This is a genomic window from Streptomyces lydicamycinicus, from assembly GCF_000829715.2.
Taxonomy (GTDB): domain Bacteria; phylum Actinomycetota; class Actinomycetes; order Streptomycetales; family Streptomycetaceae; genus Streptomyces; species Streptomyces lydicamycinicus.
On sequence record NZ_BBNO01000001.1, the window covers coordinates 835,346 to 850,095 of the forward strand.

Genomic DNA, 14,750 nt, shown 5'->3' on the forward strand with positions numbered 1-14,750 from the left:
CTGATCGATGAGAAGCAGAGGTCGAATGATGCGTACGCGTCCGCTGAAAGTGGCGCTCCTGGGCTGTGGTGTTGTCGGCTCAGAGGTGACGCGCATCATGACGACGCACGCCGACGACCTCGCCGCCCGTATCGGTGCGCCCGTGGAGCTCGCCGGGATCGCCGTCCGCCGCCCCGACAAGGTGCGCGAGGGCGTCCCGGCCGAGCTGGTCACCACCGATGCGACCGCGCTCGTCAAACGCGGTGACATTGATGTCGTGATCGAGGTCATCGGCGGGATCGAGCCGGCCCGTACGCTGATCACCACCGCTTTCGAGCACGGTGCGAGCGTGGTCTCCGCCAACAAGGCACTGGTCGCGGCCGACGGTGCGGCGCTGCACGCGGCGGCCGAGACCAATGGCGCCGACCTGTATTACGAGGCCGCCGTCGCCGGCGCGATCCCGCTGGTGCGGCCGCTGCGCGAGTCGCTGGCCGGCGACAAGGTCAACCGGGTGCTCGGCATCGTCAACGGCACCACCAACTTCATCCTCGACAAGATGGACTCCACCGGAGCCGGCTACAGCGAGGCCCTGGACGAGGCCACCGCGCTCGGCTACGCGGAGGCCGACCCGACCGCCGATGTCGAGGGCTTCGACGCCGCCGCCAAGGCCGCGATCCTGGCCGGTATCGCCTTCCACACCCGCGTGACCATCGACGATGTGCACCGCGAGGGCCTCACGGAGGTCACCGCGGCCGATATCGCCTCCGCCAAGCGGATGGGCTGCACGGTCAAGCTGCTGGCCATCTGCGAGCGGGCCGCGGACGGCGCGTCGGTGACCGCGCGGGTGCACCCCGCGATGATCCCGCTGACGCATCCGCTCGCCTCCGTCCGTGAGGCGTACAACGCGGTCTTCGTCGAGGCCGAGGCGGCCGGGCAGCTGATGTTCTACGGGCCGGGGGCGGGCGGTGCGCCGACCGCCTCCGCGGTCCTCGGTGACCTCGTCGCGGTCTGCCGCAACAAGCTCGCCGGGGCCACCGGGCCGGGCGAGTCCGCCTACACCCGGCTGCCCGTCAGCCCCATGGGCGCGGTCACCACGCGCTACCACATCAGCCTCGATGTGGCCGACAAGCCCGGCGTGCTCGCGCAGGTCGCGAACATCTTCGCCGAACACGGCGTATCGATCGATACGGTCCGTCAGCAGGGCAAGGACGGCGAGGCATCCCTCGTCATCGTCACCCACCGAGCGGCGGACGCGGCCCTGTCGTCGACCGTCGGGGCACTGCGCGAGCTGGACACCGTGCGCGGTGTCGCCAGCATCATGCGGGTCGAAGGGGAGTAAAGGAACCCATGTCTGCCAATTCCACCGCGAGCCGTCAGTGGCGCGGAATCATCGAGGAATACCGTGACCGGCTGCCGGTCAGCGACACGACCGAGGTCGTCACCCTCCGGGAGGGCGGCACCCCCCTCGTCCCGGCGCAGCTGCTCTCCGAGCGCACCGGCTGCGAGGTGCACCTCAAGGTCGAGGGTGCCAACCCCACCGGTTCCTTCAAGGACCGCGGCATGACGATGGCCATCACGCGTGCCAAGGAGGAGGGCGCCAAGGCGGTCATCTGCGCCTCCACCGGCAACACCTCCGCCTCGGCCGCGGCCTACGCGGTCCGCGCCGGCATGGTCTGCGCCGTCCTCGTCCCGCAGGGCAAGATCGCGCTCGGCAAGATGGGCCAGGCGCTGGTCCACGGCGCGAAGATCCTCCAGGTCGACGGAAATTTCGACGACTGTCTGACGCTGGCCCGGAGCCTGTCCGACAACTACCCCGTCGCACTTGTGAACTCCGTGAACCCGGTGCGTATCGAGGGCCAGAAGACCGCGGCCTTCGAAATCGTCGACATGCTCGGCGACGCCCCCGACATCCATGTGCTGCCCGTCGGCAATGCCGGCAACATCACGGCGTACTGGAGGGGCTACAAGGAGTACGCGGCCGACGGCATCGCCTCGCACACCCCGCGGATGTGGGGCTTCCAGGCCTCCGGCAGCGCGCCGATCGTGCGCGGTGAGGTCGTCAAGGACCCGACCACCATCGCCACTGCGATCCGCATCGGCAACCCGGCCTCGTGGTCGTACGCCCAGCAGGCGCGGGACGAGTCCGGCGGCTTCATCGATGACGTGACCGACCGTCAAATCCTGGCCGCCTACCGCCTGTTGGCGGCGCGGGAGGGTGTCTTCGTGGAGCCCGCCTCGGCCGCCTCGGTGGCTGGTCTGCTCAAGGCCGCCGAAGAGGGCAAGGTCGACCCGGGCCAGCGCATCGTCTGCACGGTCACCGGCAACGGCCTCAAGGACCCGGACTGGGCGGTGGCCGGAGCGCCGCAGCCGGTCACGGTCCCGATCGACGCGGACGCCGCGGCCGAGCGCCTGGGCCTCGTCTAGGACCCGGCGGCCGTACGGGCGGATACGCGCGTACGGCACACGGTGACGGGGCGGCCCGCGCCCCGTCACCCCCCGCGCAGCAAATTGCGCAAAGGCTGCAAAGATCACCGAAGGCAGCGTCGGGGCACAGGAAGGCGCGCGACACGCATCGTGCGCCTCCTGTGCGCCCTGTGTCGCGACAGAACCTTCCTTCGATAGGCTGGCAGCCAACTCCCCTCCCCACGGCATAACGCAGTGGTGTTCAGGGCAGGTCAGAACAGACCCCAGGAAGCCGGCCGGGCACTTCGGTGCCGCGGCGCTCCGGGGCAGTACCGCAGCATCAATCAAGGAGAGTCATCGAGCGATGGCCGGTCCCGCGTTCCGCGCCGCCGCCGTCCGGGTGCGCACCCCCGCTACCAGCGCCAATCTCGGTCCCGGCTTCGATGCCCTGGGTCTTTCCCTGGGCCTGTACGACGATGTCGTGGTGCGCGTCGCCGACTCCGGACTGCATATCGACATCGCAGGTGAGGGCGCCGACACCCTCCCGCGCGACGAGAGCCATCTGCTCGTACGGTCGATGCGCGCCGCCTTCGAGCGGCTCGGCGGGCAGCCCCGCGGCCTGGAAATCGTCTGCGCCAACCGCATCCCGCACGGCCGCGGCCTGGGATCCTCCTCGGCCGCCATCTGCGCGGGCATCGTCGCCGCCCGCGCCGTGACGATAGGCGGTGAACAGAAGCTCGACGACGCCGCGCTGCTGGAGCTGGCCACCGAGATCGAGGGGCACCCCGACAATGTGGCCGCCTGTCTGCTGGGCGGATTCACGCTCGCCTGGATGGACACCGGAACCGCGCATGCGATCCGGATGGATCCCGTTGATTCCATCGTTCCGGTGGTCTTCGTGCCCGGGAAGCCGGTGCTGACCGAGACCGCCCGTGGACTGCTGCCGCGCACCGTCCCGCATGTGGACGCCGTGGCCAACGCCGGCCGCGCCGCACTGCTCGTCGAGGCCCTGACCAGGCGCCCCGAGCTGCTGCTCGCCGCGACCGAGGACCGACTCCACCAGGAGTACCGCGCCCCCGCGATGCCGGAGAGCGTGGCCCTGGTGAACCGACTGCGTGCGGACGGCGTCCCCGCAGTCGTGTCCGGTGCGGGCCCCACGGTGCTCGCACTGGTCGAGGACGCGGCGGCCGACAAGGTCGCGGCACTGGCGGGAGAGGGGTGGGCGGCCAACCGGCTGACCCTCGATGCGGCGGGCACCTGCGTACTGCCGCTCGCCGGGTGATCACGCGGGTGATCGACGATTGCCGGTCTTGGAGAGGGGGAATGTTTGTTGGACCCGGTAGTGTTAACCTCAAGTCAGTACTCGACGCCTGAGTGGCGCGGTGCTTCGTGTCCCCCATAGGGACCACTTTCTTCCGGGAGCCTCCCAAACTGCTCGGAGCAATGGCCTGAGCAGGTGTGAGCACGCTCCGGAATCGGCGTGACGACATGGGCCACTCTGCATCTCTTCACGCCGGCGCCATGAACTGATCTCTCCGCCATTTCCGGCGGGACCACCGCCCCGGCACCGGTCCACCAGACCAAGGACCCAGCCGGACAGCACAACCGGTCGCCGAGCCAGACAGGCCGACGCCCGCTCCAGGGAAGGACCCTTCGTGAGCGACACCACCGATCTGATGGGCGCGCGCACCGATGGCAGTGCCACCGCGCCCGCCACGGACGCTCCCGCCGCGCCTGCTACCACGCGGCGCCGCCGTTCCGGCACCGGCCTTGACGGCATGGTCCTGGCGGAGCTTCAGCAGGTCGCCTCAGGCCTCGGTATCAAGGGCACCGCGCGGATGCGCAAGAGCCAGCTGATCGAGGTCATCAAGGAAAAGCAGGCCGGAGGCTCAGGCTCCGCCGCCAAGGCCGACGCGCCTGCCGACACCGAGACCAAGCCCAAGCGCCGGACGACCTCCAAGGCCCGCACCGGCGACGACGGTGCGGAGCAGGCCGCCGGCAAGGCCGCCAAGTCCGCCAAGGGCGACAAGGCCACGGACCAGGCCCAGCAGCAGATCGACATCCCCGGTCAGCCGGTCAGCGACGAGCAGCCGGCCGGCGAGCGCCGCCGGCGTCGCGCCACCTCCGCCGCGGGCAGCCCCGAGGCCGCCTCGGGCGACCTCAAGACCGACACCAAGGTCGAGGCGAAGACCGAGGTCAAGGCGGACGCCAAGACCGACACCGCGGTGTCCCCGCAGGAGACCGGCGAGGGCCGGCCCGGCAAGGGCGGCGAGCGCCAGGACCGTGGCGACCGTCAGGACCGCGGCCAGAAGGGTGACCGTGGCGACCGCGGTGACCGTGGCCAGCGCCAGCGTGACCGCCGCAAGGGCGACGCCGGTGACGGCGGCGGCCAGGGCGGTCAGGGCGGCCAGCGCCAGCGGGACCGCGGCGACCGCCGTACCGATGACGACGACGACTTCGAGGGCGGCCGCCGGGGCCGTCGCGGCCGCTACCGCGACCGCCGGGGCCGTCGCGGCGGCCGTGAGGACTTCGGCAACGAGCCGCAGGTGTCCGAGGACGACGTCCTGATCCCGGTCGCGGGCATCCTCGACATCCTCGACAACTACGCGTTCATCCGGACCTCCGGCTATCTGCCCGGCCCGAACGACGTCTACGTCTCGCTCGCCCAGGTCCGTAAGAACGGTCTGCGCAAGGGTGACCACGTCACCGGCGCGGTCCGCCAGCCCAAGGACGGCGAGCGGCGCGAGAAGTTCAACGCGCTGGTCCGCCTCGACACGGTCAACAGCGTGGCGCCCGAACAGGGCCGCGGACGGCCGGAGTTCGGCAAGCTGACGCCCCTTTACCCGCAGGACCGACTGCGCCTGGAGGGTGAGTCGGGCGGTCTGACGACCCGGATCATCGACCTGGTCACGCCGATCGGCAAGGGCCAGCGAGGGCTGATCGTGGCCCCGCCGAAGACCGGCAAGACCATGATCATGCAGGCGATCGCCAACTCGATCACCCGCAACAACCCCGAGTGCCACCTGATGGTCGTCCTCGTCGACGAGCGTCCGGAAGAGGTCACCGACATGCAGCGGTCGGTGAAGGGCGAGGTCATCTCCTCGACCTTCGACCGCCCGGCCGAGGACCACACCACCGTCGCCGAGCTGGCCATCGAGCGCGCCAAGCGCCTCGTCGAGCTGGGTCACGACGTGGTCGTCCTGCTGGACTCGATCACCCGTCTGGGCCGTGCGTACAACCTCGCCGCCCCGGCCTCGGGCCGCATCCTGTCCGGTGGTGTCGACTCGACCGCGCTCTACCCGCCGAAGCGCTTCTTCGGTGCGGCGCGCAACATCGAGGACGGCGGCTCGCTGACCATCCTGGCCACCGCGCTGGTCGAGACCGGCTCGCGGATGGACGAGGTGATCTTCGAGGAGTTCAAGGGCACCGGCAACCTGGAGCTCAAGCTCGACCGCAAGCTCTCGGACAAGCGCATCTTCCCGGCGGTGGACGTGGACGCGTCCAGCACCCGTAAGGAAGAGATCCTCATGGGCAGCGACGAGCTCGCCATCGTGTGGAAGCTGCGCCGGGTGCTGCACGCCCTGGACCAGCAGCAGGCCATCGAGCTGCTGCTGGACAAGATGAAGCAGACGAAGTCCAACGCGGAGTTCCTGCTCCAGATCCAGAAGACGACGCCGACCGCGGGCAACGGCAACGACTGACGCCCGCCGGGCGCGTCCTGGCGCCGTACACCGAGCCCCCCTCGCCCTCACGGGTGAGGGGGGCTTCGTGCTGGGCGGCCCGTACGGCACGGGCCGCGGACGGTGATCTGTGACCTGAGCCGCACCCCGAAGACCCCCGCGCGGGCGCGCTTGAGACCTTCCGCACAGATCCGTGGTAATCCGCACGGTTTCAGCCATGGCGGAAAAAGGGGCGAAAGCCCAGGTGGGGAAGGAGAAGGTCCCGGAGCCGTCCGCCCGGCCGCCGCGGATTTCTAAGAAATCGCTCATGACCCGCTGTGCAACCCTTCCCGTCGACCTCCCGTCTGACAAGGAGCAAAAGGCCGTGGCAGCACTCCGCACGGCGGCGGCGAGGGGCAGCCGAGCGAACGAGGACTGAGGAGCAGATGGCGGACAGCAGCGGGAGCGCGAAGACGGCCGAAACCCGTGGCCGCTCCATACGTCCCAAGGGGCGTCGGCGCAAGGGGCCGACCCGACGCCGCCGAGTAGCGACCATCACTGTATGCGCGCTGGTCAGTGTGGTGCTGCTCGGTGGTGCCGGACTCGGCTACGTCTACTTCAAGCTCAACGGCAATCTGAAGGGCGTCGACATCAACGCCGCCCTCGGGCACGACCGGCCGAAGAATGTCGACGACGGGTCGATGGACATCCTGGTGATGGGCTCCGACTCCCGCGCCGGCAAGAACAATGAGTACGGCAGGGACGAGGGCGCCGCGCGTTCCGACACGGCGATGATCGTGCATGTCTACAAGGGTCGTAAGAAGGCCAGTGTGGTCAGCGTCCCCCGGGACACCATGATCAAGCGCCCCGACTGCTCCAAGGACGGCAAGGACGTCCCCGGAGCGAACCGGGCGATGTTCAACACCGCGTTCGAGGTCGGCGGCCCGGCCTGCGCCGTGAAGACCGTCGAATCGATCAGCGGCATCCGGATGGACCACTTCGTCGAGGTCGACTTCACCGGCTTCAAGAAGCTCATCGACGCGCTGGGCGGGGTGGAGATCACCACCAGCAAGGCGATCGACGACAACAGCAGCCATCTGCATCTGAAGCCCGGCACCCACACGCTGGACGGTGAGCACGCCCTCGGCCTCGTACGGACCCGGCACGGCGTCCCCGGCGGCGACGGCAGTGACCTCGGCCGCATCCAGCTCCAGCAGACCTTCATCAAGGCCCTGCTGAAGCAGGTCAAGAACGTCGGGCTGCTCACCAACCCCACCAAGCTCTACGACATCGCCGACACGGCCACCAAGGCCATCACCACCGACACCGACCTCAATTCGGTCAGTGAACTGACCGGCCTGGCCAAGAGCCTGGGCAACATCGGTGCGGAGAACATCGACATGGTGACGATGCCGGTGACCTACGACCCGCAGGACCCCGACCGGGTGCTGCCGCTGACCAAGCAGAGTCGCCAGGTCTGGGACGCGCTACGGCAGGACCAGGAGATCCCCAAGTCCGCGATCAAGGGCTCGGCCGGTGACAAGGGCGGCACGGACAACTACGTGAAGTAGCCGAGGTCCTGTGGTTCCGGGGTCCGGCGGCCCCGGAACCGGTCGGGGAATAGTTACGGCTCCACCCCGGTTTTGGGAGATACGGCTAGTCCTGGCAGACTGGACCGTCGGCCCCGGTTCACGTGACGCAACCCGCGACACGACCCGGTGCACTCCCGAACCTAGGAGAATCCCTTGAAGCGCGACATCCACCCGGAGTACGTCGAGACCCAGGTCAGCTGCACCTGTGGCGCGTCCTTCACCACCCGTAGCACGGTCGCCAGCGGCACGGTCCGCGCCGACATCTGCTCCGAGTGCCACCCGTTCTACACCGGCAAGCAGAAGATCATGGACACGGGCGGCCGCGTGGCCCGCTTCGAGGCCCGCTTCGGCAAGGCCGCCGCTGCCAAGAAGTAGCGACCCTCAAGGCGCCGGTTTCCGGTCGCCCCTGCTCAGGGGTGACCGGACCGGCGCTTTGTCGTCCTGGCCCTTGGCTCCCGTACGGGGGTCCCGGGGCCCGCGGCGCAGCACCCCCGACGGGCCGGCGCCCCGGTACTCCGGTCATCACAGCAGCCAGTAGAGGAACTCCACGATGTTCGAGGCGGTCGAAGAACTGATCGGCGAGCACGCCGATCTCGAGAAGCGGCTGGCCGACCCCGCGGTCCACGCCGACCAGCGTGAGGCCATGCGGCTCAACAAGCGCTACGCCGAGCTGACCCCGATCACCGCGACGTACCGCGACTGGAAGCAGACCGGCGAGGACATGGAGACCGCGCGCGAACTCGCCGCGGACGACCCGGACTTCGCCGACGAGGTCAAGGAGCTCGACGCCCGGCGCGAGGAGCTGACCGAGAAGCTGCGGCTGCTGCTCGTCCCGCGCGACCCCAGCGACGACAAGGACGTCATCCTCGAGGTCAAGGCCGGTGAGGGCGGTGAGGAGTCCGCGCTGTTCGCCGGCGACCTGCTGCGGATGTATCTGCGCTACGCCGAGCGGGCCGGCTGGAAGACCGAGATCCTGGAGGCCAACGAGTCCGACCTCGGCGGCTACAAGGACGTCCAGGTCGCCGTGAAGACCAAGGGCGGGGGCGGCGCCACCGAGCCCGGACAGGGCGTCTGGGCCCGGCTGAAGTACGAGGGCGGGGTGCACCGTGTCCAGCGGGTGCCCGCCACCGAGTCGCAGGGCCGCATCCACACCTCCGCGGCCGGTGTGCTGGTCACGCCGGAGGCCGAGGAGGTCGAGGTCGAGATCGGCCCCAACGACCTGCGGATCGACGTCTACCGCTCCTCCGGCCCCGGCGGCCAGTCGGTCAACACCACCGACTCCGCGGTGCGCATCACCCACCTGCCCACCGGCATCGTGGTCTCCTGCCAGAACGAGAAGAGCCAGCTCCAGAACAAGGAGCAGGCGCTGCGCATCCTGCGCTCGCGGCTGCTGGCCGCCGCCCAGGAAGAGGCCGAGCGGGAGGCGTCGGACGCCCGGCGCAGCCAGGTCCGCACGGTCGACCGCTCCGAGCGCATCCGGACGTACAACTTCCCGGAAAACCGCATCTCGGACCACCGGGTCGGCTTCAAGGCGTACAACTTGGACCAGGTGCTCGACGGCGAGCTCGACCCGGTCATCCAGGCGTGTGTCGACGCCGACTCGGCCGCCAAGCTCGCCGCCGCCCAGTAAGCCCGCACGACCCGGAACGCCCCGGCCGGTCGACGGCGAACCCGCACCATGAAGACGCAGCGCACTAGGAGGAAGGCCCCGTGAACCTTCTGCTCGCCGAGGTGGCCCAGGCCACCCAGCGGCTGGCCGACGCCGGTGTGCCCTCGCCGCGCTTCGACGCCGAGGAACTCGCCGCGTTCGTGCACGGCGTCAAACGGGGGGAGCTGCACCACGTCAAGGACGCGGACTTCGACGCCCGCTACTGGGAGGCCGTCGCCCGCCGCGAGGCCCGTGAGCCGCTCCAGCACATCACCGGACGGGCGTTCTTCCGTTACCTCGAACTCGCCGTCGGGCCGGGGGTGTTCGTCCCCCGCCCGGAGACCGAATCGGTGGTCGGCTGGGCGATAGACGCCGTCCGGGCCATGGACGTGGTCGAACCGCTGATCGTCGACCTGTGCACCGGCTCGGGGGCGATCGCCCTCGCCCTGGCCCAGGAGGTGCCCCGCTCGCGGGTGCACGCCGTCGAGCTGTCCGAAGAAGCCCTTGACTATGCCCGTAAGAACGTCGAGGGGTCCCGCGTCGTTCTCCATCACGGCGACGCGCTGACCGCGCTTCCCGAACTGGACGGGCAGGTCGACCTGGTCGTCTCCAACCCGCCGTACATCCCGCTGACCGAGTGGGAGTACGTCGCACCCGAGGCCCGCGACCACGACCCCGAGCTCGCGCTGTTCTCGGGCCAGGACGGCCTGGACACCATCCGGGGCATCGAGCGGACCGCACACCGCCTGCTGCGCCCCGGCGGTGTGGTCGTCATCGAGCATGCCGACACCCAGGGCGGGCAGGTGCCGTGGATCTTCACCGAGGAGCGGGGCTGGGCCGATGCGGCCGATCACCCGGACCTCAACAACAGGCCCCGTTTCGCCACCGCGCGCCGGGCGACGCCATGACGTGGCCCGCTTCGGCGCCTGATGCAGCCGATGCATCCGAAGTATTCGTTTCGCACGAGGAGGTCCCGTAATGGCACGGCGATACGACTGTAGCGACGCGACCGACCGCACCACCGGTCTGCGCGAGGCCGCCTCGGCCGTCCGCCGCGGTGAGCTGGTCGTGCTGCCGACCGACACCGTCTACGGCATCGGCGCGGACGCCTTCAGCGCCGAGGCCGTCGGCGACCTGCTGGAGGCCAAGGGCCGCGGCCGCGGTATGCCCTCCCCGGTCCTCGTCGGGTCCCCCAACACCCTGCACGGCCTGGTCACCGACTTCTCCGAGCAGGCCTGGGAGCTGGTCGACGCCTTCTGGCCCGGTGCGCTCACCCTCGTCGCCAAGCACCAGCCGTCGCTGACCTGGGACCTGGGCGAGACCCGCGGCACGGTCGCCGTACGGATGCCGCTGCACCCCGTCGCGATCGAGCTGCTCACCGACTTCGGTCCGATGGCCGTCTCCAGCGCCAACCTCACCGGCCACCCGTCCCCGCAGGACTGCGACGCCGCACAGGAAATGCTGGGCGACTCGGTCTCCGTCTATCTGGACGGCGGCCCCACGCCCGCCGCCGTACCGTCCTCGATCGTCGATGTCACCGGCCGGACCCCGGTGCTGCTGCGTGAGGGCGCGATCAGCGCGGAAGAGCTGCGCAAGGTGGTACCCGAGCTCGAGGTGGCCAATTGATGGCGCCCCCGGGGCGTGGCATAGCGGGACCAGGCGGCGACACTCCTGTACCCCCTCCCTCCCCTTTTCGGATTCTCCACGTCAGCACCGGCAACGTCTGCCGCTCGCCGATCACCGAGCGGCTGCACCGCCATGCCCTGGAACTGCGGCTCGGTGCGGCCCGCAGCGGCGGGCTGCTCGTGGAGAGCGCCGGAACCTGGGGCCACGAGGGCGCCCCGATGGAGACGCACGCCGCCACGGTGCTCACCGACTACGGCGCCGACCCGGCCGGCTTCCTCGGCCGTGAGCTGCTCGACGAGCACGTCATCCGCGCCGACCTGGTGCTCACCGCCACCCGCGACCACCGCGCCCAGGTCATCTCGATGGGCCATTCGGCGGGGCTGCGCACCTTCACGCTGAAGGAGTTCAACCGGCTGGTGCGGGCCATAGACCCGGCCACCCTGCCCGAGCCCGATCCGGACCTGCCGGACGGCGGGCTGGTCGAGCGCGCCCGTGCGCTGGTCGGCGCCGCCGCGGCGCTGCGCGGCTGGCTGCTGGCGCCCAACCCGGAGTCCGACGAGGTCTACGACCCCTACGGCGCCCCCATCACCTTCTTCCGCTCCATCGGCGACGAGATCAACCAGGCGCTCGACCCGGTCGTCACCGCCCTCACGGGGCTGCCGGCGCGCGCCTAGACGCCCCGGCGCGGGCCCAGGCGCGCTGTCCCGCCGGACAGGCCCCGGCGCCCGTGCCGAGCGGTCCGGGCCCCGGGGTGGCACCCGGGCCCCCGAGCGGCCCGCACACCGCGCCCGATCGCCCCACCGCGCCTACATTGGGACTACGTCCCCGTACGAGGCCCGGAGCAAGCGATGCCTGCCACCACCGCGTCACCCCGTAGCGAGACCCCGGACACCCGTTCCCGGGCCACCGCGCCCGCCGCCGGCGCCGGTCCGGACGAGACCGTCGAGGACCGGGCGCGGGCCGCCCGTGAGGCCGGGACCCGGCCGGCCGGCTCCCCGGACTTCGCCGCCCTGCTGCGCCAGGACCCGGAGATCGCCGGCGTACTGCTCGGGGAGAGCGCCCGGCAGAGCGACGGACTCCAGCTGATCGCCGCGGAGAACTTCACCTCGCCGGCCGTCCTCGCCGCCCTCGGGTCCCCCCTGGGCAACAAATACGCCGAGGGCTATCCGGGCGCCCGGCACCACGGCGGCTGCGAGATCGTCGACCTCGCCGAGCGGATCGCGGTGGAACGCGCCAAGGCCCTGTTCGGCGCCGAACACGCCAACGTCCAGGCGCACTCCGGGTCTTCGGCCGTTCTGGCCGCCTACGCCGCCCTGCTGCGGCCCGGAGACACGGTCCTGGCCATGTCCCTCCCGCACGGCGGACACCTCACCCACGGATCACCGGCCAACTTCTCCGGCCGCTGGTTCGACTTCGTCGGCTACGGCGTCGACGAGGAGACCGGTCTGCTCGACTACGACGCGATCCGCGAGCTGGCCCGCGCCCGCCGGCCCAAGGCCATCGTCTGTGGCTCGATCTCCTACCCCCGGCATCTCGACTACGCCGCCTTCCGTGACATCGCCGACGAGACCGGCGCCTACCTGATCGCGGATGTCGCCCACCCCCTGGGGCTGATCGCCGGGGGAGCGGCACCCAGCCCCGTCCCGTACGCCCATGTGGTGTGCGGAACCACACACAAGGTGCTGCGCGGGCCGCGCGGCGGGCTGATCCTGTGCGGCACGAAGCTGGCCGAACGGATCGACCGCGCGGTCTTCCCCTTCACCCAAGGGGGCGCCCAGATGAACGCCGTCGCCGCCAAGGCCGTGGCCTTCGCGGAGGCCGCCACGCCCGCCTTCGGCGCGTATGCCCATCAGGTCACGGCCAATGCCCGCGCGCTCGCCGAGGCGCTCGCCGGACACGGTCTGACGATCAACACCGGCGGTACCGACACCCATCTGATCACCGCCGATACCGCCCCGCTGGGCCTGGACGCGCGCACCGCCCGGGGCCGGCTGGCCGCCGCCGGTATCGTGCTGGACACCTGCGCGCTGCCGTGCGCCGAGCCCTCCGGCGTTCTCGCGGCACGCCGGACGGGCATCCGGCTGGGCACCGCCGCGGTGACGACCCAGGGCATGGGTGAGACCGAGATGAAGGCGGTCGCCGAGCTGATCGTGGCGGCGCTGGAGGAGGACGGCGCGGTCCGCTCGCGTACCGTCGCTTTGGTCCACGGTTTCCCGCCATATCCCGATCACTGATGACGGCGGGAACCAACCGCTGACGCCCGGCGTCTTTTCCTGTATTCACGGCCAGGGGGCGGACACGCATAGGGTGTGGGGCTGTGATGGCCAGCTATACCAATGGGGCAGCCCGTGCGTGAATACCTGCTGACGCTGTGCGTCACGGCCGCGGTGACCTACCTGCTGACCGGCCCGGTGCGGAAGTTCGCAATCGCGGCCGGGGCGATGCCGGAGATCCGCGCGCGTGATGTGCACCGCGAGCCGACGCCACGACTCGGCGGCATCGCGATGTTCGGCGGGCTCTGCGCCGGTCTGCTGGTCGCCTCGCATCTGACCAACCTCAAGACCGTCTTCGAGAACTCCAACGAGCCACGGGCGCTGCTCTCCGGTGCCGCGCTGATCTGGATTCTCGGCGTCCTGGACGACAAGTGGGGCGTGGACGCGCTGGTGAAGCTCGGCGGCCAGATGATCGCCGCGGGCGTGATGGTCCTTCAGGGCCTGACGATCCTCTGGATCCCGATCCCCGGTGTCGGCACGGTCTCCCTCACCCCGATGCAGGGCACCCTGCTCACCGTCGCCCTCGTCGTGATCACCATCAACGCGGTGAATTTCGTCGACGGCCTGGACGGTCTCGCCTCCGGCATGGTGTGCATCGCGGCCGCGGCGTTCTTCATGTACGCGTACCGGATGTGGTTCGGCTACGGCATCGAGGCGGCCGCGCCCGCAACGCTGTTCTCGGTCGTTCTCATGGGCATGTGCCTCGGCTTCCTGCCGCACAACATGCATCCGGCGCGGATCTTCATGGGCGACTCCGGCTCGATGCTGATCGGCCTGGTCATGGCCGCGGGCGCGGTCTCGGTGACCGGCCAGGTCGACCCGGACCTGCTCAACGTCAAGGCGGGCGGTCTGCGTGAGGCGACCCACGCGATGGTGCCGGTCTACATCCCGCTGCTGCTGCCGCTGACGATCATCGCGGTGCCGGTCGCCGACCTGATCCTGGCGATCGTGCGGCGTACGTGGAAGGGCCAGTCGCCGTTCGCCGCCGACCGCGGCCATCTGCACCACCGGCTGCTGGAGATCGGGCACTCGCACAGCCGGGCCGTGCTGATCATGTACTTCTGGTCGGCGCTGATCGCCTTCGGCGCGGTCGCCTACTCCGCGAACAACGCCAGCATGTGGATCGTGCTCGGCATCGTGCTGCTGAGCGCGGTGGGTCTGGTGCTGCTCCTGCTGCCGCGCTTCACGCCGCGGGCGCCGCTCTGGGCGGAGTGGATGGTGCCGCCGCGCTACCGCCGGCTCGCCCCCGCGACGGCACCGGCCGCGACGACGGACGCGACCGGCGTGGCCACGGACGACGGCAGCGCCGCCGAGCCGGAGGAGGAGCGGGAGCCGGTCCCGGCGGGCCTCCACGGCGCCACCGCCATCGGCGACCGCTCACGCTTCGTGGGCCGCCGGAAGGCGGACAGTCACCACTGATCCAGAGGTTCGATCGCCCGAACGTGCCTCAAGAATCGGGACGGTTGACTCCATACCAGACATAAGGCGGCCCGTCAGTGCACCAACGCGCACGTTCACGCTCAGGTGTGACAGGGTCCACACGAACCAGGTAAAGACCTCATCAAATAGT

General features: G+C 70.3%; 12 protein-coding genes. All 12 read left to right on the top strand.

Annotated elements, in window-relative coordinates:
• Positions 1-25 precede the first annotated feature (25 nt).
• The 12 genes from TU31_RS03640 (at position 26) to TU31_RS03695 (ending at position 14,599) form a co-directional block, all read left to right on the top strand.
• Positions 26-1,318, top strand: coding sequence for a homoserine dehydrogenase (locus tag TU31_RS03640; protein WP_042148719.1), 1,293 nt, complete (start codon positions 26-28; stop codon positions 1,316-1,318).
• 8 nt (positions 1,319-1,326) lie between these two features.
• Positions 1,327-2,403: a threonine synthase gene (thrC, locus tag TU31_RS03645; RefSeq protein WP_042148722.1), complete on the top strand. Its 1,077-nt coding sequence runs from the start codon at positions 1,327-1,329 to the stop codon at positions 2,401-2,403.
• Positions 2,404-2,746: 343 nt separating this feature from the next.
• Positions 2,747-3,664, top strand: a complete 918-nt coding sequence (gene thrB, locus TU31_RS03650) for a homoserine kinase (protein WP_042148725.1) — start codon at positions 2,747-2,749, stop codon at positions 3,662-3,664.
• Between the two features lie 373 nt (positions 3,665-4,037).
• The gene (rho, locus tag TU31_RS03655) at positions 4,038-6,083 is read left to right on the top strand and encodes a transcription termination factor Rho (RefSeq protein WP_042148728.1); all 2,046 of its coding nucleotides are present in this window, start codon (positions 4,038-4,040) and stop codon (positions 6,081-6,083) included.
• Positions 6,084-6,487: 404 nt separating this feature from the next.
• Complete coding sequence (locus TU31_RS03660) at positions 6,488-7,612, top strand: LCP family protein (protein ID WP_042148731.1); 1,125 nt, start codon at positions 6,488-6,490, stop codon at positions 7,610-7,612.
• A gap of 174 nt (positions 7,613-7,786) precedes the next feature.
• Positions 7,787-8,008, top strand: a complete 222-nt coding sequence (gene rpmE / locus TU31_RS03665; RefSeq protein ID WP_042148733.1) for a 50S ribosomal protein L31 — start codon at positions 7,787-7,789, stop codon at positions 8,006-8,008.
• Between the two features lie 175 nt (positions 8,009-8,183).
• Positions 8,184-9,263 (top strand): peptide chain release factor 1, encoded by a 1,080-nt coding sequence (gene prfA, locus TU31_RS03670; protein WP_042148737.1) that lies wholly within the window; start codon positions 8,184-8,186, stop codon positions 9,261-9,263.
• Between the two features lie 80 nt (positions 9,264-9,343).
• Positions 9,344-10,189, top strand: coding sequence for a peptide chain release factor N(5)-glutamine methyltransferase (prmC, locus tag TU31_RS03675; protein WP_042148741.1), 846 nt, complete (start codon positions 9,344-9,346; stop codon positions 10,187-10,189).
• A 70-nt stretch (positions 10,190-10,259) separates the two neighbouring features.
• A complete protein-coding gene (locus TU31_RS03680; RefSeq protein WP_018087395.1) occupies positions 10,260-10,907 on the top strand; it encodes an L-threonylcarbamoyladenylate synthase in 648 nt (215 codons plus the stop codon).
• Entirely contained in the window at positions 10,904-11,581 is a 678-nt protein-coding gene (locus TU31_RS03685) for an arsenate reductase/protein-tyrosine-phosphatase family protein (RefSeq protein ID WP_370682694.1), read from the top strand. Before TU31_RS03680 ends, TU31_RS03685 begins: the two co-directional genes overlap by 4 nt.
• A gap of 174 nt (positions 11,582-11,755) precedes the next feature.
• The gene (gene glyA / locus TU31_RS03690; protein ID WP_107070605.1) at positions 11,756-13,141 is read left to right on the top strand and encodes a serine hydroxymethyltransferase; all 1,386 of its coding nucleotides are present in this window, start codon (positions 11,756-11,758) and stop codon (positions 13,139-13,141) included.
• 102 nt (positions 13,142-13,243) lie between these two features.
• On the top strand, positions 13,244-14,599 hold the full coding sequence (locus TU31_RS03695) for an MraY family glycosyltransferase (protein ID WP_181018522.1): 1,356 nt from the start codon (positions 13,244-13,246) through the stop codon (positions 14,597-14,599).
• Positions 14,600-14,750: the final 151 nt, after the last annotated feature.